The following is a 22,659-nucleotide window of genomic DNA, read 5'->3' on the forward strand; positions in this document are numbered from 1 at the left end:
AACACAATATTTATTATTCCCTATGGCATAACAGCAAATGGCGGATTCACTAAAGAATAAAAGCGGCAATGGTTTTTTATTTTTTGAATATTCTGTAGGCAATTATCGTTATGACAAAAAAGCAAAATAAAAATATATCGCCTGTGATTTAATCAGATCGAAATTTACTCTGATGGGGACATTGTTAATGAGCAGGCCAGTCATATTGGGTGTTATCTTTGCTTTATTCGCCACTTCCTCTTCGCTGGCGCAGGCGGCGGATGCACAAACTAAACTCATCCGCGTAGGTTTTAACCCTGGCCCTTATAAAGAGCAGTTTGAAAAAGGCGTGGTCCCTTTCCTGCAGGCGAAAGGCTACACCGTCGAATTTAAAGATTTCAGCGACGGTATTCAGGTGAATGACGCGGTGGCGCGCGGGAATATTGAAGCCAATATCATGCAGCACCCGGTGTACCTTAAATCGGTGAATGAACGTTTAGGCATCGATAATATCGGCATTGTGCAGGTGCCGACACCGCCGATGGGCCTCTATTCCGCGAAGATAAAACAACTGGCGAAACCCGAGGCGGGCACCACGGTTTCAGTACCGAATCAGCCCTCGAACGAGTATCGCGCCGCGCTGGTGCTGCAAAGCCTGGGCTGGATAAAGATCGATCCAAAGAGCGATCCGGCCACCTTCTCCCAGCGCAATATCCGCGAAAACCCATATAAAATCGTGTTGAAAGAGATGGATAACGCCCAGCAGGTTCGCGCCCTGCCGGATGTGGATTATGGATTAATTCAGGGTAATTTTGCGGTTTCCAGCGGAATGAAACTGGCTTCAGCATTAAAACTGGAAGATCCCACCAGCAACTTTATTAATGTGGTGACCATCGCGGGCAAAAATAAAGATGCGCAGTTTGCCAAAGATATTATTGCTGGCTATCACTCAGCCGAATTCAAAAATTATATTCACGGGCAATCGCAATATAGCGGCTATCTGTTGCCTGATTACTTTAAATAAATAATCCGATGATTGAGTTTCGTAACGTCAGTAAAACCTTTGCGCGTAACGGCCACCAAATCCAGGCGCTGGATAACATTACGCTGAAAATTGAAAAGGGCGATATTTTCGGGATTATTGGTTACAGCGGTGCAGGGAAAAGTACCTTGCTACGTTTAATCAATCGTCTTGAATCGCCAGGGAAAGGCGATGTCGTGCTGAATGGCGAATCGCTGCAGGGCGTAACCGGAAAGCGCTTGCAGGCGATCAAAAAAAACATCGGCATGATCTTTCAGAATTTTAATTTGCTGAATGCGAAAACCGTTTTCCATAACGTAGCCATCCCATTGATTCTGCAAGGCAAAGATAAAGCTTTTATTCAGGCGCGTGTTACGGAACTGCTCGATTTCGTCAGCCTTGGCGACAAGGCGCACAGCTATCCGGACGAGTTATCCGGCGGGCAGAAACAGCGCGTTGGCATCGCCCGTGCGCTGGCAACCAACCCTTCAGTGCTGCTGTGCGACGAAGCGACCTCGGCGCTGGATCCGCACACGACCGTACAGATCCTGCTGCTACTGAAAGAGATTAATCAGCGCTATGGCATCACTATTGTGTTGATTACTCATGAAATGTCAGTGGTGCAAAAGATTTGCAACAAAGTGGCGGTGATGGAGCGGGGCCGGGTCGTGGAGCACGGCGAAGTGTTTACGTTGTTCGCTGAACCCCGTCATGCCGTAACCGCCAGCTTTGTGCAGTCGGTGATCCATGACCGGCTTCCGGCGCGCGTTGATGCATTGCTTCAGGCGCACGGGCGCGGTTTGCGGCTGGAGTTTGTCGGCAGCACCGCGCAACAGCCGATCATCAACCGCATCATTAAAAGTTATGCGATTGAAATCAATATTCTTTTTGCCAGCATGTCGGAAGTCCAGAACCGCATTATCGGTTTTATGATTGTGCAAATTCAGGGAGATGACGCGGCGATAACGAGCGCGATTGCCGATCTTCACGAGGCGGGGGTAAAAATCAGCGATGTTTGAGTTATTTGATACTGCCGTAACCGGTGACCAGTTTGTGCTGGCGCTGCATGACACGCTGGTGATGGTGTGCGTGTCGTTAGGATTTGGCTCGTTGCTTGGCATTCCGCTGGGAATTGTACTGGTGATTTGCCGACCCGGCGGCATTGTGCCTAATCGCGTGGTTCATCAGGTGCTAAACCCGGTGATCAACGTCGTGCGCTCGCTGCCTTTTATCATTTTGCTGATCACCATTCTGCCTTTCACCCGTTTGCTGGTTGGCACCACCATCGGTACTGCCGGGGCGATTGTGCCGCTGATTGTCTTTATCGCCCCGTATATTTCGCGGCTGGTGGAGAGTTCACTGCTGGATATTGATGACGGCATTCTGGAAGCGGCGGATGCGATGGGCGCTTCTCCGTTGCAGACGATCTGGCACTTTATGCTGCCGGAAGCCGCCTCTTCGCTGGTCCTTGCATTAACGACCGCCACCATTGGCCTGCTGGGCGCCACCGCGATGGCCGGAACGGTTGGCGGCGGCGGCATCGGCGATCTCGCCATTACTTACGGCTACCAGCGCTTTGATGCGTTTGCCACGCTGGTGACCGCCCTTGTTCTGATTGTCATTGTGCAGTTAATCCAGACCCTCGGCACCCGCCTGGCGCGCCGTCTGCGCCGCGAGTCGTCGCGGTAACCCTGAGGAGAAAATCATGCCTGTTGTTGAAAGCTTTACGCTCGACCACACCAAAGTAAAAGCCCCTTACGTTCGCGTTGCCGGTGTTGAACGCCACGCGCTGGGCAGCGTGGTGCAAAAGTTTGATTTGCGTTTGCTGCAACCGAATACCGACGCCATTCCCACGGCGGCGCTGCACACGCTGGAGCATCTGCTGGCCTTTGGCCTGCGCGAGGAGCTGGACGGCATTATCGATATTTCGCCGATGGGCTGCCGTACCGGTTTCTACCTGATCCTGTGGGATGAGCACAAACCTGCCGATGTGGCTGCCGCTCTGACGTGCGTCCTGCGCCGCGTACTTGACGCGACGGATGTTCCGGCTGTGACGCCGCTGGCCTGCGGCAACTATCGCGACCATTCGCTTTTCTCGGCGCAGGAGTACGCAAAACAGGTGCTTGCAGCCGGGATCAGCGATGACCCGTTTCGGCGTAACTAACCATGATTGCCCTCGACTTTAGCGGGCAAACCGCCGTGGTGAGCGGTGGGTTACAGGGGATCGGCAAAGCGATTGCCGATCTGCTGCATCATGGCGGCGCGAATGTTGTTGTCGGCGATATCGCCGCCACAGCCGCACAATTGCATTCACGCTATCTGCTGCAACCCTGCGATGTCGCTTCGCGCCCGCAGGCGGAGGCCTTGATCGACGCTGCGATGAGTACGTTTGGCGGGGTGAATATTCTGGTCAACAGTTGCGGCGTTTCGGCGATGAGCCCGGTAGATGCAATGCGCGATAGCGACTGGCAGCGGCTGCTGGACATCAACGTTAAAGGGCTGAGTTACCTGTCAGAAGCGGCGATCCGCGTGATGAAACCGCAATCCGCCGGGCGCATCATCAATATTGCGTCGCAGGCCGGGAAAAACGGTTACCGATTGATGGGGCAATATGTCGCCACCAAGCATGCGGTGCTGGGGCTGACGCGGGTGATGGCTATCGAACTGGCGCGGCATAACATTCTGGTGAACGCCGTTTGTCCCGGTATTGTTGAGACCGAAATGAAGTGGCGCGAACGGCGCGAAGGTGCGGTTTTGCGCGGTTTAACGGCGGAAGATATCTATGCGGAAGATTGTTCGCAAGTGCTGCTGGGGCGCACGGCGCAGCCGCTGGATGTCGCCAACGTGGTCGCCTTTCTCGCCAGCCCGTTAGCCTCGTATATGACCGGGCAGGCCATCAATGTCACCGGTGGCATGACCATGCATTAACAAACCGGGTTCCGCGTCCTTGCGGAACCCGCCAGGGCTTATTGAACGGCGGCGAACGCCTGCGCCACGCGGGCGATATTGTGATGGTTCAGACCGGCCACACAAGCACGGCCGCTGGCGATCAGGTAAACGCCAAACAGTTCACGCAACTTTTCCACCTGCTCAGGGCTAAAACCGGTGTAACTGAACATGCCGCGCTGGCTTAGCAGGAAGCTGAAATCCTGCTGCGGTAACGCGCTTTTCAGTGCTGCCACCAGTGCGTGACGCATTTCGCTGATACGGCTACGCATCGCTTCCACTTCAGTACGCCAGAGTGCATTGAGTTGCGGGTCGTTCAGCACCAGTGAAACCACCTGTGCGCCGAAATTCGGCGGGCTGGAGTAGTTGCGCCGCACCGTGGCTTTAAGCTGCCCAAGTACGCGGGCGGCGGCGTCCGCATCTTCACATACCACTGACAATCCGCCGACGCGCTCGCCATAGAGCGAGAAGATTTTCGAGAACGAGTTGCTGACCAGCGCAGGCAAACCGGCGCTGGCAATGGCGCGAATGGCATAGGCATCGTCATCCAGCCCCTCGCCAAAGCCTTGGTAGGCGATGTCGAGGAACGGGATCAGTTCGCGGGAAATAAGCACTTCAATGACCTGATCCCACTGGTTACGCGTCAGATCCGCCCCGGTTGGGTTATGGCAGCAGGGATGCAACAGCACGATACTGCGCGGCGGCAGCGTTTTCAGCGTGGCGAGCATGGCTGCGAAATCGACGCCGCGGCTGGCGTTATCAAAGTAGGGATAGCTATGCACCGTGAACCCGGCACCGGCGAAAATCGCGATATGGTTTTCCCAGGTCGGATCGCTGACCCAGACTTCGGAGTCCGGGAAGTAGCTTTTCAGAAAGTCCGCGCCCACTTTCAGCGCACCGGAACCGCCCAGCGTCTGGATGGTGGTTATACGCCCGGCACGCAGCGCCGGATGTAACTCACCGAACAGCAGCGTTTGCACTGCGCTGCGGTAAGGCGCAAAACCTTCCATCGGCAGATAGAGGCTGGCGCTTTGCGGCTGGCTTTGCAGGCGCTCTTCTGCCTGCTGTACGGCCTTGAGGCGCGGAATGATCGCCTGCTCATTGTAATAAAGACCGATACTGAGATTGACCTTGTCGCCACGGTTATCCTGATTGAAAGCCTCCATCAGAGAGAGGATCGGATCGCCCGCATAGGCATCAACATTCTGGAACACGTTACAACTCCTGGGGTTGGTCAGAGGTTCAATCCATTACACCGCGTAGCGTCCGGGGCGGTGGTTCATGGCGATAATCAAATTGAGGATGGTCGCGCCAACAACCGACACCACCAGCATTGGCCAATTCACCACAAACAGCGAAGCGGTGACGATGCAGGCATCCACCACCATCTGGAATTTCCCGGCGCGGATCCCGCTCTTTTCCTGAAGCCAGAGCGCCAGAATATTCATACCGCCGAGGCTGGCTTTATGGCGGAAAAGCACCACAAAACCAATACCCATCATGATGTTGCCAAACAGCGTGGCGTAGAACGGGTTGAGCTGATCGATATGAATAAAGCGGCCATGCAGATCGGAAAAGAGCGATACCAACGCCACGGCGCAGAAGGTCTTCAACGTAAACTGCGCGCCCATGCGGCGCACGGAGAGCCAGTAAAACGGCAGGTTAATCAGGAAGAACGCCACGCCAAACGAAACATGAGTGGTGTAGTGGATCAGAAACGCCAGCCCTGCCGTCCCGCCGGTCAGCGCGCCGGATTGACGAAACAGCACAACGCCAAATGAGATCATCAGCGTGCCAAACAGCAGTGCCAGCGCATCTTCCAGCCAGCTATGGGCGAGTTTATCTGGGGTAAGGACGTTATCCATAAGTGTGCACAATCGTTTGAGTGATAAAGATAAGTATCACCTGCAATAAATGCACCAGATGGCGGGGTTGCGAAGTGCGAACGGTGGATAAAGCGCCGACTCACTCGTTAACATATTGAAATGTCGAAAAGATGATTTTGCACGCTACGTGCGTATATGGCGTTATTTTCGGGTGATGCGTGCGTATCGGTGATAATTTATGCATGAATTCATCACTGCGGTGCACCAGAAAGAGGCGTTACGCCCCATTTCAGGGCAATGCGCTGCTGCCCGGCATCAACAACCCGTTCTCTTTCAGGCGATTCAGCACCACCGAGGTTTTCAGATGCGCGACGCTCTTATTTTGCGCGAGGATGCCGCTAATTAAGTGGTTTAGTCCCGGCAGATCGGCAACTGCCACTTTGAGTAAATAGTCCGCGTCACCGGTCGTTTTATAGGCGTCAATGATCGCATCCACGCCGCTGACCATCTGATGAAAGCTCGCCACGCACTCCGGCGTATGGTTCAGCAGACGCACTTCGATCAGGCCCAGCATCTCCTGGCCTGCGGCATCCGGCGCGAGTCTTGCGTGATAGCCGAGAATCAACTGCGCCTGCTCCAGCGCAATACGGCGGCGGGAACACTGCGAGGCGGAGAGGCCAATCAGTTCGCTCAACTCCTGGTTGGTTAAACGACCGTTGGATTGCAGCAGTGTCAGGATCTTCAGATCGAAATCATCAATGTTGTACATAGGTCTGCCTGGCGGGCAAAAAAGAGTGGCTAACAGACTACCAGTTTTTTGCCCGGCGCAAAGGTGGGATTATTTCAGCGCCAGGTGCGTCAGCCACAGGCGGGTATCAAACTCAAGCTGGTGGTATTGCGGCTCCATATGGCAGCAGAGTTGATAGAACGCTTTGTTATGATCCTTCTCTTTCAGATGCGCCAGCTCATGTACCACAATCATCCGCAGGAACGCTTCCGGCGCTTCGCGAAACACCGTTGCTACGCGGATTTCCGCTTTCGCCTTTAGTTTGCCGCCCTGCACGCGCGAAACCGCCGTATGCAGGCCGAGCGCATTATTCAGCACGTGAATTTTGCTGTCGTACATCACTTTATTAACTGGCGCGGCGTTACGCAGATACTGGTTTTTCATCTCCTGCGTGTACTGATACAGCGCTTTATCGGTGGTGATGTCGTGGCTGAGCGGATAGCGTTTTTGCAGCACCTCGCCAAGCCGGTTCTGTTCGATAAGCGTGGTTACCTGCGCCAGCAGGGATTCAGGATAGCCCTGAAGGTAGGTAAGCGTATTCATGGCGAAATGTGTTTACATCTCCGGATAATTAAGCGATAAAACGCGCGAATTTTAGCACTTCGGAGGGGCGATGAGCCAGGTTGAGTTAAACGGACAATCATTTACTTTAGACCGCTTTCCTGTCGGCGTGGAAGAGGCGTCATTACAGGCGTGGGACGCGGCGGACGAATATCTGCTGCAACAGGTGAATGAGGTCGAAGGCCCGGTTCTGATCTTTAATGACAGCTTCGGTGCGCTGGCCTGTGCGCTGGCGGAGCATCACCCGGTTTGCATTAATGATTCATACATTGCCGAATTAGCAACGCAGCATAATCTGCGCATCAATGCGATGGATGAAAACGCCGTCACGCTGCAAGACAGCCTTAGCCCGCTGCCTGCCAACCCGGCGCTGGTGCTGATCAAAGTCCCGAAACAACTGGCGTTGCTGGAGCAACAACTGCACGCGCTGCGCGATGTGGTGACGCCGCAAACGCGGATTATCGCCGGGGCGAAAGCGCGCGATATTCATAATTCGACGCTGGCGCTGTTCGAAAAAATTCTTGGCCCAACGACAACCACGCTGGCATGGAAAAAGGCGCGTTTGATCAACTGCACCTTTACTGCGCCTGCGCTGGCCAGCGGGTTGCAACTCGCCAGCTGGAAGCTGGATGGCACCGACTGGACTATCCATAACCATGCCAATGTCTTTTCGCGTAGCGGGCTGGATATCGGCGCACGCTTCTTTCTGCAACATCTGCCGGAAGGGATAGAAGGCGAGATGGTGGATCTCGGCTGCGGCAACGGCGTGATTGGCCTGCAACTGCTGGCGCAAAATCCTGGCCGCGTGCTGTTTGTTGATGAGTCGGCAATGGCTGTGGCATCCGCGCGGCTGAATGTGGAAAGCAATCTCCCGGAAGCCAGCGCGCGCAGCGATTTTATGATCAACAACTCGCTCGCCGGGATTGAGCCGGATCGTTTTGATGCGGTGCTGTGCAACCCGCCGTTTCATCAGCAAAGCGCCATCACCGATCATATTGCCTGGCAGATGTTTAACGATGCGCGTTTTTGCCTGAAATATGGCGGCGAGCTGCGCATTGTCGGCAACCGCCACCTGGATTACTTCCGCAAGCTGAAGCGCGTCTTTGGTAACTGCGAAACGATCGCGACCAACAACAAATTCGTGATCCTTAAAGCGGTGAAAGTGCGTAAGAAGCGCTAACGGTTAAATGAACCGCATGCCTGATGGCGCTTCGCTTATCAGGCATGTGATATTTGCCGCTGTTCCTGGCCGGGTAAGGCGAAGCCGCCAATTAAATCTCCAGCGCCAGCCTGGTGCCCTGGGCAATCGCCCGGCGAGCGTCCAGCTCCAGCGCCACATCGCACCCGCCAATCAGATGCACTACTTTGCCCGCCTCACGCAGCGGTTCCGCCAGCTCGCGCTTTGGCTCCTGACCGGCGCAGATCACGATATTATCCACCGCCAACAGTTGCGGTTCGCCGCCAACCAACAGGTGCAGCCCGGCATCATCGATCTTCTGATAACTGACCGACGGGATCATTTTCACCCCGCGTGACAGCAGCGTAGCGCGATGGATCCAGCCAGTCGTTTTACCCAGGTTTTCTCCCGGCTTACCGGCTTTACGTTGCAGCATCACAATGCGCCGCGGGCTTTTCGCCAGATGCGGCCCTTCCGGGCGCAACCCGCCGACTTCCTTCAGGCTGGTGTCGATCCCCCATTCCACGCAAAACTCGGCAATGTTCTGGCTGGTCGGTTCGCCTGGCTGGCTTAAATACATTGCGGTATCAAAACCGATCCCGCCGCAGCCGATAATCGCCACACTTTCGCCAACCGGGGCTTTGTCGCGCAGCACGTCGAGGTAGCTCAGCACCTTAGGATGATCGATGCCTTCGATCGGCGGAATACGCGGTTCAATACCGCAAGCGAGGATCACCTCATCGAACAGCATCAGCATCGAAGGATCAACGCGCTGGTTCAGGCATAACGCCACGCCCGTTAGTTCGAGCATGCGGCGGTAGTAGCGCAGGGTTTCGTAAAACTCCTCTTTGCCGGGGATCTGTTTGGCAACATTAAACTGCCCGCCGATCTCCGCCTGGGCGTCAAACAGCGTCACGCTGTGCCCGCGCGCAGCGGCATTCACGGCAAATGCCAGCCCGGCGGGGCCAGCACCGACAACGGCAAGGTTTTTCTTGCGTATCGCCGGAAGTACCGGCATTTGCGTCTCATGGCAGGCGCGCGGGTTGACCAGGCAGGAGGTCACCTTGCCGACGAAGATCTGATCGAGGCACGCCTGATTGCACCCGATACAGGTGTTGATCTCATCTGCGCGACCGCTTTGCGCTTTAGAAAGCAGCTCGGCATCGGCAAGGAACGGACGCGCCATCGACACCATATCAGCATCGCCGTTACTCAGGATCGTCTCGGCAACCTGCGGATCGTTGATGCGGTTAGTGGTGACCAGTGGAATGCCCACTTTCCCTTTCAGCTTGCGCGTCACCCAGCTAAAGGCTCCGCGCGGAACCGGCGTGGCGATCGTCGGGATCCGCGCTTCATGCCAGCCGATGCCGGTATTAATGAGGTTCGCGCCTGCCGCTTCGACTGCCTGCGCCAGCGTGATGGTCTGCTCCAGCGTACCGCCGCCTTCGACCAGATCCAGCATCGACAGACGGTAGATAATAATAAACTCGCGGCCGACCCGTTCACGCACCTTACGCACCACATCCAGCGCAAAACGGCGGCGGCGGGCTTCATCGCCTCCCCACTCATCTTCCCGCTGGTTGGTGCGGGCGGCGAGGAATTCATTAATCAGATAGCCTTCGGAACCCATAATTTCCACGCCGTCGTAACCGGCCTGCTGCGCCAGTTGCGCACAACGGGCGAAGTCATCGATCAGCGCGAGGATCTCGTCGTGGCTCAGGGCATGCGGTGTAAAGCGGTTGATCGGCGCCAGTAGTGCAGAGGGTGCCACCAGATGCGGCTGGTAGCTATAACGGCCGGTATGCAGAATTTGTAGCGCGATTTTGCCGCCTTCCTGATGCACGGCATCGGTGATCAAGCGGTGATGCGGAAGCTGGCTGGCATCCTGTAATACGGCACCGCCCTCCATCGTCACGCCGGAGAGCGCAGGCGCGACTCCGCCCGTCACAATCAGCGCTACGCCGTGACGGGCGCGTTCCGCGTAGAAGGCCGCCAGCCGTTCAGCGCCATCCGGGCGCTCCTCCAGACCGGTGTGCATCGATCCCATCAGCACACGGTTTTTCAATGTGGTAAAGCCCAGATCGAGTGGGGCGAATAACGACGGGTAATGGCTCATGCGCGCTTCCAGTGTAAAATTATTGTTATGTGGTCGGATGAGTTCTACTTTAGCCGTCGCCGTCAAAAAGGGAAAAGCGGGAGGTAATGATTGTGATGGAATTCAAAATAGTGACCCCGCTCCCCACAGGGGGAAAGGGGCCGGATGAGGAGGGGCGTCAGGCTTTTTCCGCAAGGCCGGGCGCGCGCCACATTGACGTCGTCAGCCCGCTATCGACCAGACCCAACTGATCGGCATAGATTTTTTGCCACTTCAGCATCATGTTGTCGTACAACTCGCGATGCGCCTGGTTTGGCAGGTAGGTCTGGCTCCAGCGCACCAGCCGCTCGCCGGTTGCCGCCATGTCGTCATACAGCCCGGCACCGAAACCGGCCGCAATTGCGCAGCCCAGCGCGGTCGCTTCTTTCACTTCCGGTACGCGTACCGGAAGGCCGGTAACGTCACTTAAAATCTGGCTCCACAGCGCCCCTTTTGCGCCGCCGCCAGCGAACACCAGGCTGTCGAATTGCACGCCGGAGAAGCGTGAAATCTGCGCCAGGTTACAGGCCGAGACAATGGCGGCATTCTCTTCCAGCGCGCGAAACAGCGTGGCTTTATTGCATTTTTCCGCATCGATGGAGAGGTTAATAAACGACGGCGCGGCGTGATACCACTGCTTAAAGTGCATGGCGTCGGAGAAGATTGGCATCACGCCCCACGAACCGGCAGGTACCCGGCTGGCCATCTCTTCCAGCAGTTGATAGGCGTCGGTGCCGAGACGTTCGGCGATCAGCTTCTCTTCCGCGCAGAACGCGTCGCGGAACCAGCGCATGGTCAGCCCGGTAAAAAAGCTGATCGACTCCGCCTGCACCATGCCGGGAATCACATGCGGATTCACGCGAATATTCATCTCTGGATCGGTACGCACCTGCGGCAGATTAACCACCTGCTGCCAGAATGTGCCGCCGAGCACTGCAGTTTGCCCGGCGCGAACCACGCCAAGCCCGAGGCAGCCAAGCTGTACATCGCCGCCACCCATAACCACGGGCGTTCCTTCGCGCAGCCCGCACTCTTGCGCCGCCTGTTGCGTCACTTCGCCGAGCAGGCTACCGGTCTCTTTCACTGGCGACAGAAGATCCGCGCGTAGCCCGGCCATATCCAGCAGCTCCGCTCGCCAGTCGCGGGTGAAGAGATCGAGCATGCCGGTGGTTCCGGCGTTGGAAGGATCGACCGCCAACCAGCCGGAGAGGCGCGACGCCAGCCAGTCGCTGATCATGGTCATGGTCGCGGTATTGCGGTAGATATCGGGACGGTGGTGCGCCAGCCACAGCAGGCGCGGCATGGCGCTGAGCGCCAATGTCTGCCCGGAGACGCTGTAGACTTCGGATTCAAACTGCCAGTCGTGGATCTCTTTAAGCTCTGCTACTTCGTGGCTGGCGCGGGAATCGACATTGGCGCAGGCCCAGATGGCATCGCCGTTGCGATCGTAGAGCACAATACCTTCACGCATTGAGCAGCAGGCGACGGACTGAATATCCGCGCCGCTCAGGCCTGCGCTATCCAGCGCCTTGCGGATGCACTGACAGGCGAGCTGCCAGTTGCTGTCGAGATCGAACTCCATTGAGCCCGGAACGTTCTCGACGCTCAGGTGTTTCCATTCGGCCTGGCCTGCGGCGATTTGCCGCCCGGATAAGTCGAAGATCACTGCGCGAATGCTGCCGGTTCCTGCATCCAGTGCCATCAGGTAACTCATGGGTTTGGCCCCCTCGACCAGCGTTATAGATAAAACTGTGATCCTCGTATGGTCGAAAATATAGTTCAGCGCCTACGCTTTTGAACAATCTTCAATCACAAAATCAACAGTTCAATCACAGCTTTGCGCGGGAGGAGAGATGGCGGACCTGGACGATCATAAAGAGGGGAAGGATTTTGGCCCTGGCATACCGCAACGGAATGTGCCCTTTACCCTGAAAGGTTGCGGCGCGCTGGACTGGGGCATGCAGTCGCGACTGGCAAGGATCTTTAACCCGAAGAGCAATCGCACGGTAATGCTGGCCTTCGATCACGGATACTTTCAGGGGCCAACTACCGGGCTTGAACGTATCGATCTCTCCCTTGCGCCGCTGTTTGGTGAAACTGATGTGCTGATGTGTACGCGGGGCATCTTGCGCAGCGTGGTGCCTCCGGCCACCAACAAACCGGTAGTGCTGCGCGCCTCCGGCGGAAATTCGATGCTGACAGAGCTTTCCCATGAATGCGTCGCGGTGGCGATGGAAGATGCGCTGCGCCTGAATGTATCGGCCGTAGCGGCACAGGTGTATATCGGCAGCGAATATGAACATCAGTCAATCGGCAACGTTATCAAGCTTGTCGATGCGGGGAGCCGCTATGGTATTCCGGTGCTTGCGGTGACCGGCGTTGGCAAAGAGATGACGCGCGATGCCCGCTATTTCTCGCTCGCCAGCCGTATCGCCGCTGAAATGGGCGCGCAGTTTGTAAAAACCTATTTTGTGGAGCAGGGGTTTGAAAAAGTCACCGCCAGTTGCCCGGTGCCGATTGTGATTGCTGGCGGCAAGAAATTGCCGGAGCAGGAGGCGCTGGAGATGTGTTTCCGCGCCATTGATCAGGGCGCATCCGGCGTGGATATGGGGCGCAACATTTTCCAGTCCAGCGCGCCGCTCGCCATGCTGAAAGCGGTGAAAAAAGTGGTTCACGACAATATGAGCGCCCATGAGGCTTATCAGTTCTGGCTGGAAGAAAAACAAGGAGAGCAACCATGAATGTGACGCTGGTGGAAATCAATATTAAACCCGATTGCGTGGAGGATTTTTTGCACGTGTTTCGCGCCAATCATGAAGGCGCAATCCGCGAGCCGGGCAATCTGCGTTTTGATGTGTTGCAGGATCCGAAAGTGAAGACCCGCTTTTTTATTTACGAAGCCTATCAGGATGATGCGGCCGTTGAGGCACATAAGAAGACACCGCATTACCTGGCGTGCGTAGAGAAGCTGGAGACGCTGATGTCCGAGCCGCGCAAAAAACGCAGTTTTATTGGTTTGCTGCCGGAATAGCATCAAAAAAATGCCGGAGAGCGCCGTTGCCTCTCCGGCATGGGTGATTTGCAGGCCCGGTAAGCGCAGACGCTACCGGGCACCGAATTACTCAGCGTTTACCGCTACCCGCAGCGCTGCCAGCGCATTGCCTGCCGCTTTCAGCACCTGCTCACACTGCTCAATGGTCAGTGTCAGCGGCGGTTCAATGCGAATGGTTTTCGCGTTGTTGAGCGTTCCGGCAACCAGCACGCGCTGGCGGAACATTTCGCTGGCGAAGTTGTAGCCCGTTTCGTTATCGACAAATTCGATTGCCATCAGCATGCCACGACCCCGCGCGGTGTGTACCAAATCCGGGTACGCGCGCGCCAGCGCCAGGAAGCCATCCAGCAGCATATCGCCTTTCTGCTCCGCCTGCGCCGGGAGGTTTTCTTCCAGTAACACATTGATGGTCGCCAGCGCGGCCGCACAGGCCAGCGGGTTACCGCCAAAGGTGGTGGTGTGCAGGAACGGGTTATCAAACAACACAGAGAAAACTTCTTCCGTGGCGATCGTCGCGCCAATCGGCATTACGCCGCCGCCCAGCGCTTTGGCGAGGCACAGAATGTCCGGCTGCACGTTTTCATGTTCACAGGCGAACATTTTACCGGTGCGGCCCATGCCGGTTTGCACTTCGTCGAGGATCAGCAGTGCGCCAAACTCGTCGCACAGCTTGCGAACCGCCGGCAGATAACCGACCGGCGGCAGGATCACGCCGCCTTCACCCTGAATAGGTTCCAGGATCACCGCCGCCACATCGTCGCCGGTTTTACGGCATTCGCTAAGCAGGGTACGCATTGCCTCGATATCGCCGAACGGCACGTGGCGAAAGCCCGGCAGCAGCGGCATAAAGGGTTTGCGGAAGGTCGATTTTGCGGTCGCGGACAGCGCGCCTAATGATTTGCCATGGAACGCGCCGCTGGTCGCAACGAAGGTGAATTTGCCGCGCGGCGACTGGTACGCTTTGGCGAGTTTCAGGGCGGCTTCGACGGATTCCGTCCCGCTATTACTAAAGAAGCTGTATTTCAGTTTGCCTGGCGCAAGGGCCGCCAGCGTTTTGGCCAGCATCGCCCGCAGTGGGTCAAGCAGTTCCTGGCTATGAAGAGGTTGTTTGGCGAGTTGATTCTGTACGGCGGAAACCACAACTGGATTACGGTGCCCCACATTAAATATTCCAAAACCACCCAGGCAATCTAAAAACTCCTGTCCCTGGGTGTCGACAAGCGTATTGAGACTGCTCGCTTGCCACTCTACGGCTCCGTAATCCCCGCCGGCGGTAACAGATTTGCGGTACTCCAAAAACCCCGGATTGACATGCTCTTTAAAGTAATCCACTACCTCTCGGTTTAATGCTTTCATCTCCTCATGATCAAGCGTTCGCTTCTCAATGAGATTCAGGGCGTGAGCGCTGCACGCTAATGCTGATGCGCTGGAAGGTAACCTGTTCAAAATGGCCTCCGGGGGCTGGCGTATCACATGATACCGATTTAATTATTGCAGGGATTGCGCCACATCGGCGTGGGCAGATGAAATCGGGATAAACACCAGGTGAAAACGCAGGCGTACAAAATTTAATCATGCCGCCACGTTAATATTTTGTATCTTTTGTGATTAAAAGTTGTACTTATTTAGCCGGGTTAGCGCGGCGTTGCGCCAATATGGTGCGCTTAATGCGCGATGATGGAGCAATTATGTTAACGCTGTTTAGTGGTAACATAGTGAAACTATTAAAATCAGAGAGTTAACGAACCCATAAAAACCAGGGTTTTATTGCGAATTGCGATCTAAATCAAATTTAACATCTAAAGATAAATTCATTATCGCCGAAATAACATTCGCATCAATTTTTAACAGCAATATAACCCGCACAGGACGCAACCATGTCTTCTCCTCCTTATGTCAGCCAGCAGCGTTTTATGCTGGATGCTGATACAACTCTGATGTCAACGACTGACCAGCAAAGCTACATTACTCACGCGAACGACGCTTTTATCCATGCCAGCGGTTACACCCTGGGCGAACTGCTCGACCAGCCCCATAACGTGGTGCGGCATCCTGATATGCCCAAAGCGGCATTTGCCGATATGTGGTACACCCTCAAACAGGGCGAACCGTGGAGCGGGGTGGTGAAAAACCGCCGCAAGAATGGCGATCACTACTGGGTACGCGCTAACGCCGTACCGATGGTGCGCAACGGTAAGACTATCGGCTATATGTCGATTCGTACCCAGGCGACCGATGAGGAGATTGCCGCGGTTGAACCGTTGTATAAGGCGCTGAATGAAGGGCGCTGTAATAAACGGGTGCATAAAGGGTTGGTGATCAGCAAAGGATGGTGGGGAAAACTCGCTTCCTTGTCGCTGCGCTGGCGTACGCGCAGCGTGATGTCGCTGCTGTGGATTGCGCAGATGGCCGGGCTGTGGCTGAGCGGCGCAGGCGGGATGGCGCTGGCGATCGGCACGCTGGCGATGCTGGTGGGTTGTATGGCGGTTGAGTGGCAGATTGTCCGCCCGGCGGAGAATGTCGCCCGGCAGGCGCTCAGCGTGGCTACCGGCGAGAGCAACAGCATACAGCCGCTGAACCGTAGCGATGAACTCGGGCTGACGTTGCGCGCCATCGGCCAGCTTGGGCTGATGTGCCGCTGGTTGATCAATGATGTTTCTGGCCAGGTTAACAGTGTGCTTAGCGGCAGCGAGACGCTGGCGAAAGGCAATGATGATTTGAATGAGCGCACCCGCCAAACCGTGGTGAATGTGCAGCAGACGGTGGCGACGATGAGCCAGATGGCGGCGTCGCTGCAAACTAACTCGGAAACCGCTTCGGCGGCCGATCAGCTCTCCAGTTCCGCCAGCAGCGCGGCAACCCACGGCGGTAAAGCGATGGAGACCGTGGTCAAAACCATGGATGAGATTGCCGATAGCACGCAACGTATTGGCTCCATTACGACGCTGATTAACGACATTGCTTTTCAGACCAATATCCTCGCACTGAACGCCGCGGTAGAAGCGGCGCGGGCCGGGGAGCAGGGCAAGGGCTTTGCCGTGGTGGCGGGTGAAGTTCGCCATCTCGCCAGCCGCAGCGCCAGTGCGGCAAACGACATCCGTAAGCTTATCGATGCCAGTGCCAGCAAAGTGCAGTCTGGTTATGAGCAGGTGCATGCCGCTGGCCGTACGATGGAAGATATTGTCAGCCAGGTGAAGAACGTAACGTCGCTGATTGGGCAGATTAGCCGATCCACTTCCGAACAGGTTGAGGGGCTTTCCGATCTGACGCGCGCGGTGGCTGAGCTGGATGCCATCGCCCAGAAGAATGCCGGTTTAGTAGAGGAAAGTGCTACCGTCTCGGCGATGGTGAAACATCGTGCTGGTCGCCTGCAGGATGCCGTATCCGTCTTGCATTAATGTTTTGTTTCTATATTAAAAACCGCCATGCAATACTGTGGCGGTTTTTTTATCTGTTAAAGAATAAATACAGTACGAATATGTAAGGATATTTCTTATTTTTTGTTAAAATATTATTAATTTTAGTTCTCAATGTGAAGTATTAATATATTTAACGCCCTTCTACTTAACCACAAATTAAACCTCTTTAAGCAGCATTAATATGTGCTGCGCAAATCATTCTTCTCGCGAATATAACGATCGATAAACAGCGATTAATAGTTCTTAACTATCAGATCTATCAATAAATAATTAAAAAAACGATCAAACTCATAAAGTTAGCGATTTGGTTACCGATAACGTGTTTTGGCTGCATATGTTTAATTTGCGCCAGGGACTTAAGCGGGCCTTTAGGGTTAAGCGCCCGACACTTTCGTCGGTAAAATAATCAAACCCATGGAGAAAATATGTTTTTACATAATGTAAAAATAGGCACGAAATTATTTCTGGCGTTCGGCTTTTTTATTGTGTTGATGGTGGTGAGTTCCTCGATGTCACTCTCCAGCCTTGATCGCGCAAATAATGGAATGCAGGAAATCGTGCGTGATGACTATCCAACCACTGTTAAAGCCAATCAGCTGATCGATAACTTCAACTCTTTTGTCAGCATTCAGCAACTGATGCTACTTGATAGCGAAGGGAAGTGGACCGCCGAGTCGCAGAAGCAGCTCTCTGAGATCAGCAGCCACGTTAGCGCGTTGCTCGAAGATCTGGCGAAAAACCTGCATGATGACAAATCACAGAAAATCCTTGCTGAAATCCGCACCGTACGCCAGCAGTACCTTGATTCTCGCTTTCGTATTCTCGATGCCGTGAAAAATAACGATCGCGCGGCTGCGATACAGGAGATGATGAGCAACACGGTGAATATCCAGAATGCCTACAAAGCAAAGGTGCTGGAACTGATTGCTATCCAGGATGCGCAGATGAAAGGGGCTGGTGAGGTCGTGCAGCACGATTTTTCCGCGAACCGCCTGATCCTCATTTTGCTTGCGGTGTTGAGCATTGGCTTCGGCAGCCTGATTGGCTGGATCATTGTACGGATGATCACGCGCCCATTGCGTGAGGCTGTCACCTTCGCAGAAGCCATTGCTAATGGCGATTTGACCCGTTCGATCGACTCACATTACCGCGACGAAACGGGGGTTCTGCTACAGGCATTAATGGAGATGAAAGAGCGCCTCGTAGAAATTGTTCATCAGGTGCAGAACGGTTCGGAGAGCATTTCCAGCGCGGCGGCGCAGATTGTTGCCGGTAACCAGGATCTGGCGGCCAGAACAGAAGAACAGGCAAGCTCGGTGGAACAGACCGCAGCGTCGATGGAGCAAATCACCGCCACGGTAAAAAATACCGCCGATCACACGTCAGAAGCCACGCAGCTTTCCGCGGGCGCGGCGACGGTAGTGAAAAATAACGGCGAGATGATGAAGCAGGTCACGGAGAAGATGCGCGTCATTAACGACACTTCAAACCGGATGTCTGACATTATCAACCTGATTGATTCCATTGCCTTCCAGACCAATATCCTCGCGCTGAACGCAGCGGTTGAAGCTGCGCGTGCAGGCGAACATGGGCGCGGTTTTGCGGTGGTTGCGGGCGAAGTTCGTCAACTGGCGCAGAAAAGCGCCTCGTCGGCGAATGAGATCCGCCATCTGATCGAAAATTCAACCAGCCAGACCCGTGAAGGGATGGCGCTGGTAGAAAAAGCCAGCGGGTTGATTAACGGTATGGTGAGCAACGTGCAGGAGATGGATGTGATCCTGCGTGAGATCGGCCAGGCGAGCCGCGAGCAGACCGATGGCATTTCGCAGATTAATAGCGCCATTGGCCTGATTGACTCAACCACCCAGCAGAACTCCAGCCTGGTGGAGGAATCAGTTGCGGCGGCGGCGGCGCTGAACGATCAGGCGCTGCATCTGCGCGAACTGGTTCAGGTTTTCCGTCTGCGTGATATGCCAGAAATGGCTTAATCGAGTTGTGAAATATCCAGCGCCGCGCGGTCGATAATGCCAATTATCTGCTTCAGCTGTGCGGCGCTGAGTTCCCCCTGATTCACCCGTAAATCCAGTACCGCTTTAAAGTTATCCAGCGCCCGCTTCATTTGCGGGTTTCTGCGCAGCTGATAACCGACGTTACGCACCCGGATGCGTTCCTGAATCTCTGCAATCTGCGCCTGGCTCTCTTCCAGCCAGCGCAAACCCTGCGCCGTTATCGCAATAGTTCTGCGCCCATTCTCTTCGTCGCCAACGGTAATGAAACCCTGCTCTTGCAGGTAATCGAGCGTAGGGTAAATGACGCCAGGGCTGGGCGTGTAGTTGCCCTGAGTCAGCGATTCAATGGCTTTGATCAGCTCATAGCCGTGGCTGGCGTTTGTGCTCAGTAAGTAGAGAATGACCAGACGTAACTCACCGTGACCAAAAAAGCGCTGGCGTCGTCCACCGCCGTGGTGCGGGTGTTCGCGGTCGGCCCGCTCGTGATGATGGCGCATGCTGTACTCCTGATAAATTGATATATCTAATTTATATCTAAATTAATTATTTAGACAGTGCTGGAGTGAGTGTTTTTTTATTTTATTGATAATAAAAGAAATTATTTCATGCTTTGGCAATCGGTGCTTTCCCTGTATTTATATCATAAAAATGCCTTGTCTTCTGTGCAATCAACAATCATTATCATTTGCACAACATTTAGATATATCGTATTCACTTTCACGAAGGCCGATTATGACAACTCATTCTCCACGTTATCCCCAACGCGTACGCAATGAACTGCGCTTTCGCGAGTTAACTGTTCTGCGCACGGAACGCGCTGGCAGTGGTTTTCAGCGCATTGTGCTGGGCGGTGAACAGCTGGAAGGCTTTACGTCGCGCGGTTTTGACGATCACACAAAAGTCTTCTTTCCGCAGCCGGGATCGCACTTTGTACCGCCGACGGTGACTGACGAAGGCATCGTCTGGGGCGACGGACCGCGCCCGGCATCCCGCGATTACACGCCGATCTATGACGCCAGCCGGCACGAACTGGTAGTGGATTTCTATATTCACGACGGCGGCGTGGCGAGCCACTGGGCGGTGAATGCGCAGGCTGGGGATACATTGACGATTGGCGGGCCGCGCGGTTCGCTGGTGGTGCCGGAAGATTACGCCTGGCAACTCTATGTGTGCGATGAATCCGGTATGCCTGCGCTGCGCCGCCGTCTGGAAGCGCTAAGCCTGCTCGCGGTTCGCCCGAAAGTGACGGCAGTGGTGACGGTTGCCGATGCGGCGTATCAGGATTATCTGGCGCATCTGAGCGGCTTTGATATTCAATGGGTGGTTGGTCATAACCCGCAAGCGCTGCACGATAAACTGGCTTCGCTGACCATCGCCGATGAGGACTATTTCATCTGGCTGACCGGGGAGGGTGAGGTGGTGAAATCGCTGATGGAGCGCTATGCGACCGACAATATCGATCAGCAACGGGTGCGCGCGCAGGCGTACTGGCACAAGAAATAATGACGAAGCCCGGTATTTCACCGGGCTTGCTGCTTTCAGGCCACTTCGTCGTATTCGGCTTCGCTGACTTGCTGCTCCAGCGTCTGGCGAATTTCGCCCAGCGCTTTTTCCTGCTGGCGGAAGTAGGTTTCCCGATCGCCCAGCGACGATACGAGCTGCCAGGATTCCTCTTTCTCGAGCGTTGCCAGCTCTTCAATCAGGCTGGCGATATGCTGTTTCACTTCAGCAATACGCTGACGCAGGCGCTGCAGATCGTTTAAACGATCGCTGGCCATTAGCGGTTCCAGCCCTTTCTGCAGGCGGGTCAGAATAGCGCGGATAGCGCTAAGATCGCCGCGCTGGCGCGCCTGGTTGAGCTGCACCATTATGCTGTGCGCTTCATTTTTAAAATCGTTGTCCACCAGATCCGGATGGCAGAGTTTGCTGGCCTGGCGCCACAGGCGCTTCAGCTCGTGACGCTCATCCTCTGACATCTTCTGCTCGAAGCTAAAGCGTTTTTCGGCATCGTGCTGCTGTTCCTGATAGCTCTCGTATTCCTGACGCGCTTCGTCACGCGCCTGGCGTGCCGGTTCTTCTTCACGCGTCAGACCGCGTTCCAGCTCCTGCGCTTCGGCCAGCAGCGAGGCGATCAGCTCGCTTTGCTGTTGCAGATGTTTGCGTGCTTCGGCAGCCTGCAAGGAGTGCGGCGGCATGCTTTGCCAGCGCTGCGTCAAGGTAACCAGCACTTCCACCGCCTGCGACAGATACTTCTGGCAGCGCAAATAATCCGCTTCGCGACGGCGCGCTTCCGCTTCCTGCCGGCGAACGGCGGCTTCCGCCAGGGTTTTGCGCAGACGCAGGATCTGCGACATCAGCGGGCCGAGGCGGGTTAAATAGAGATCGTTGAACTCGTCGAGCAACTGGATGCGCGCGTTGCGTTTATCAATCAGTTCGCGCAGCTGTTCTTCCAGCGCTTTCAGTTCCAGCTTGCTGGCGGCCACCAGCGGATCCTGCCAGCTCACGACGGAACGCTGGTTTTGCAGCCAGGAGGTTATAGCGCGCATCGCTTCGCTGTAATTCTTCTCTTCAAGCGCATGGACGATAAACGCTAACTCCGGATCCGTAACTTCATTTTTCAACAAAGGAAGCTGACTGAGGATGATGCCGTCATCCTCCAGTTCGATGGCGTATTTGATGATTTCAAGCCGTTTTATAGGTTTGTTCATGGCGTTTCGTCAAAGCGCTTAAGAGTTTATTAAGGGGTGTGGTTATTCATCAAATCTGGACTATAGATGTGAATCTCGCAATAGTCTGCATCCATATTACATGGGACATATTTCAATGCGTTAGTGTTTCTGTGAAAATTGCGCTTATGGGGGCTTAAATCGGCGAAATACGTGAAAAAGTGCGCGCATTGCGGCTTTCAGGCCACGCCGCTGGCATGCTTTGCGGCCTGAAAGGATCCTTTATACTTGCGTTAACCCGCCATCGACACAAATCTCGGCACCGGCGATATAGCTGCTTTCGTCACTGGCAAGAAACAGCGTGGCGTTGGCCACTTCTTCCGGCTGGCCCATGCGACCCAGCGGAATGGCCTGTGTTAAGCCCTGACGAACATTTTCCGATGCCGCAGCCATCATTTCGGTATCAATAGGGCCGGGTGCAACGACGTTAACGCGAATACCTCTGGCTGCCAGTTCGCGCGTCCAGGTTCGGGCAAGAGAGCGCAGTGCGGCTTTGCTGGCACCATAAACACCATAACCTTCCGTTCCGATAACATCGGCAATCGACCCTATCAGCACCACGCTGGAACCGGGTTTGAGCAGCGGCAGCGCAGCTTGCAGGGCAAATAGCGGCGAGCGGACATTCAACCCGAAGGTGTTTTCAAAGTGTGTTTCTGAAACTTGTTCCAGAGTGGCGTACTCTGACATGCCGGCATTAATCACCAGCACATCCAGTTGCGGAATATTTTCCATTATGCGCGCCAGTTCGCTGTGTTGGCTGACATCAGCACGTAGCGGCAGCGCATCTCCTTCGATTTTAGCGGCGGCATTTTTTAACTCTTCCTCGCGACGAGAGGTAAACCATGTCGTCGCGCCTTCCTGGGCAAAACGCTGGGTTATCGCCAGGCCAATTCCTTTTGCGCCGCCCAGTATGAGGGCCGTTTTGTTGTGCAGTCTGTTCATGATGATTCTCCTGTTGAGTGGAAAATCGATGATATAAGTTTTATATTTAGTATCAATTACGCACTTTATTTATATTAGAT

General features: G+C 55.0%; 21 protein-coding genes. 11 read left to right on the forward strand and 10 right to left on the reverse strand.

Annotation, left to right across the window (positions count from 1 at the left end; genetic code table 11):
- Positions 1-187: 187 nt before the first annotated feature.
- Genes AWR26_RS03050 through AWR26_RS03070 form a run of 5 tightly spaced genes read left to right on the forward strand, consistent with a single transcriptional unit; the run spans position 188 to position 3,928 of the window.
- Complete coding sequence (locus AWR26_RS03050; protein WP_064563485.1) at positions 188-1,003, forward strand: MetQ/NlpA family ABC transporter substrate-binding protein; 816 nt, start codon at positions 188-190, stop codon at positions 1,001-1,003.
- Positions 1,004-1,011: 8 nt separating this feature from the next.
- Positions 1,012-2,019 carry a methionine ABC transporter ATP-binding protein gene (locus AWR26_RS03055; protein WP_064563487.1) on the forward strand — a complete coding sequence of 336 codons (1,008 nt, stop codon included), beginning with the start codon at positions 1,012-1,014 and terminating at the stop codon, positions 2,017-2,019.
- On the forward strand, positions 2,012-2,689 hold the full coding sequence (locus tag AWR26_RS03060) for a methionine ABC transporter permease (RefSeq protein WP_007369990.1): 678 nt from the start codon (positions 2,012-2,014) through the stop codon (positions 2,687-2,689). The genes AWR26_RS03055 and AWR26_RS03060 overlap by 8 nt, the downstream gene beginning before the upstream one ends.
- A 16-nt stretch (positions 2,690-2,705) precedes the next feature.
- Positions 2,706-3,164, forward strand: coding sequence for an S-ribosylhomocysteine lyase (locus AWR26_RS03065; RefSeq protein WP_064563489.1), 459 nt, complete (start codon positions 2,706-2,708; stop codon positions 3,162-3,164).
- Between the two features lie 2 nt (positions 3,165-3,166).
- The gene (locus AWR26_RS03070; protein WP_064563492.1) at positions 3,167-3,928 is read left to right on the forward strand and encodes an SDR family NAD(P)-dependent oxidoreductase; all 762 of its coding nucleotides are present in this window, start codon (positions 3,167-3,169) and stop codon (positions 3,926-3,928) included.
- Positions 3,929-3,966: 38 nt separating this feature from the next.
- On the opposite strand, the gene AWR26_RS03075 is transcribed toward AWR26_RS03070, so the two are convergent.
- The 4 genes from AWR26_RS03075 to AWR26_RS03090 form a co-directional block, all read right to left on the reverse strand.
- Positions 3,967-5,160, reverse strand: a complete 1,194-nt coding sequence (locus AWR26_RS03075) for an amino acid aminotransferase (RefSeq protein ID WP_064563494.1) — start codon at positions 5,158-5,160, stop codon at positions 3,967-3,969.
- A gap of 36 nt (positions 5,161-5,196) precedes the next feature.
- The gene (locus AWR26_RS03080) at positions 5,197-5,811 is read right to left on the reverse strand and encodes a YitT family protein (RefSeq protein WP_064563496.1); all 615 of its coding nucleotides are present in this window, start codon (positions 5,809-5,811) and stop codon (positions 5,197-5,199) included.
- A 250-nt stretch (positions 5,812-6,061) separates the two neighbouring features.
- Positions 6,062-6,541 carry an Lrp/AsnC family transcriptional regulator gene (locus AWR26_RS03085; protein ID WP_007369995.1) on the reverse strand — a complete coding sequence of 160 codons (480 nt, stop codon included), beginning with the start codon at positions 6,539-6,541 and terminating at the stop codon, positions 6,062-6,064.
- Between the two features lie 69 nt (positions 6,542-6,610).
- Positions 6,611-7,102 (reverse strand): M48 metallopeptidase family protein, encoded by a 492-nt coding sequence (locus AWR26_RS03090; protein ID WP_007369996.1) that lies wholly within the window; start codon positions 7,100-7,102, stop codon positions 6,611-6,613.
- A gap of 70 nt (positions 7,103-7,172) precedes the next feature.
- Here AWR26_RS03090 and rlmG point away from each other — a divergent pair, with 70 nt between their 5' ends.
- On the forward strand, positions 7,173-8,300 hold the full coding sequence (gene rlmG / locus AWR26_RS03095) for a 23S rRNA (guanine(1835)-N(2))-methyltransferase RlmG (protein WP_064563498.1): 1,128 nt from the start codon (positions 7,173-7,175) through the stop codon (positions 8,298-8,300).
- 91 nt (positions 8,301-8,391) lie between these two features.
- Here the strand turns inward: rlmG and AWR26_RS03100 are convergent, their stop codons facing one another.
- Together AWR26_RS03100 and lsrK are read right to left on the reverse strand one after the other, a co-directional pair.
- A complete protein-coding gene (locus tag AWR26_RS03100; protein WP_064563500.1) occupies positions 8,392-10,413 on the reverse strand; it encodes an NADPH-dependent 2,4-dienoyl-CoA reductase in 2,022 nt (673 codons plus the stop codon).
- A gap of 157 nt (positions 10,414-10,570) precedes the next feature.
- Positions 10,571-12,145 (reverse strand): autoinducer-2 kinase, encoded by a 1,575-nt coding sequence (gene lsrK, locus AWR26_RS03105; protein ID WP_064563502.1) that lies wholly within the window; start codon positions 12,143-12,145, stop codon positions 10,571-10,573.
- 139 nt (positions 12,146-12,284) lie between these two features.
- Here lsrK and lsrF point away from each other — a divergent pair, with 139 nt between their 5' ends.
- Positions 12,285-13,172, forward strand: coding sequence for a 3-hydroxy-5-phosphonooxypentane-2,4-dione thiolase (gene lsrF / locus AWR26_RS03110; RefSeq protein ID WP_064563504.1), 888 nt, complete (start codon positions 12,285-12,287; stop codon positions 13,170-13,172).
- Positions 13,169-13,462, forward strand: coding sequence for a (4S)-4-hydroxy-5-phosphonooxypentane-2,3-dione isomerase (gene lsrG, locus AWR26_RS03115; protein WP_043956467.1), 294 nt, complete (start codon positions 13,169-13,171; stop codon positions 13,460-13,462). Before lsrF ends, lsrG begins: the two co-directional genes overlap by 4 nt.
- An 87-nt stretch (positions 13,463-13,549) precedes the next feature.
- On the opposite strand, the gene ygjG is transcribed toward lsrG, so the two are convergent.
- Positions 13,550-14,929 carry a putrescine aminotransferase gene (gene ygjG, locus AWR26_RS03120; protein ID WP_074922557.1) on the reverse strand — a complete coding sequence of 460 codons (1,380 nt, stop codon included), beginning with the start codon at positions 14,927-14,929 and terminating at the stop codon, positions 13,550-13,552.
- A gap of 431 nt (positions 14,930-15,360) precedes the next feature.
- Here ygjG and AWR26_RS03125 point away from each other — a divergent pair, with 431 nt between their 5' ends.
- The gene (locus tag AWR26_RS03125) at positions 15,361-16,881 is read left to right on the forward strand and encodes a methyl-accepting chemotaxis protein (protein ID WP_064563506.1); all 1,521 of its coding nucleotides are present in this window, start codon (positions 15,361-15,363) and stop codon (positions 16,879-16,881) included.
- Positions 16,882-17,327: 446 nt separating this feature from the next.
- Positions 17,328-18,890 (forward strand): methyl-accepting chemotaxis protein, encoded by a 1,563-nt coding sequence (locus AWR26_RS03130; RefSeq protein WP_064563508.1) that lies wholly within the window; start codon positions 17,328-17,330, stop codon positions 18,888-18,890.
- On the opposite strand, the gene AWR26_RS03135 is transcribed toward AWR26_RS03130, so the two are convergent.
- Complete coding sequence (locus AWR26_RS03135; protein WP_064563510.1) at positions 18,887-19,408, reverse strand: PadR family transcriptional regulator; 522 nt, start codon at positions 19,406-19,408, stop codon at positions 18,887-18,889. The two genes, AWR26_RS03130 and AWR26_RS03135, sit on opposite strands and share 4 nt — an antisense overlap.
- A 235-nt stretch (positions 19,409-19,643) precedes the next feature.
- Between AWR26_RS03135 and AWR26_RS03140 the strand changes: the two genes are divergently transcribed.
- Positions 19,644-20,414 (forward strand): siderophore-interacting protein, encoded by a 771-nt coding sequence (locus tag AWR26_RS03140; RefSeq protein WP_064563512.1) that lies wholly within the window; start codon positions 19,644-19,646, stop codon positions 20,412-20,414.
- Between the two features lie 35 nt (positions 20,415-20,449).
- Here AWR26_RS03140 and AWR26_RS03145 read toward each other — a convergent pair whose 3' ends face one another.
- Together AWR26_RS03145 and AWR26_RS03150 are read right to left on the reverse strand one after the other, a co-directional pair.
- On the reverse strand, positions 20,450-21,619 hold the full coding sequence (locus AWR26_RS03145; protein ID WP_064563514.1) for a hypothetical protein: 1,170 nt from the start codon (positions 21,617-21,619) through the stop codon (positions 20,450-20,452).
- A gap of 240 nt (positions 21,620-21,859) precedes the next feature.
- Entirely contained in the window at positions 21,860-22,579 is a 720-nt protein-coding gene (locus AWR26_RS03150; protein WP_064563516.1) for an SDR family NAD(P)-dependent oxidoreductase, read from the reverse strand.
- Positions 22,580-22,659 lie beyond the last annotated feature (80 nt).

It is taken from the genome of Kosakonia oryzae (assembly GCF_001658025.2).
GTDB lineage: Bacteria > Pseudomonadota > Gammaproteobacteria > Enterobacterales > Enterobacteriaceae > Kosakonia > Kosakonia oryzae.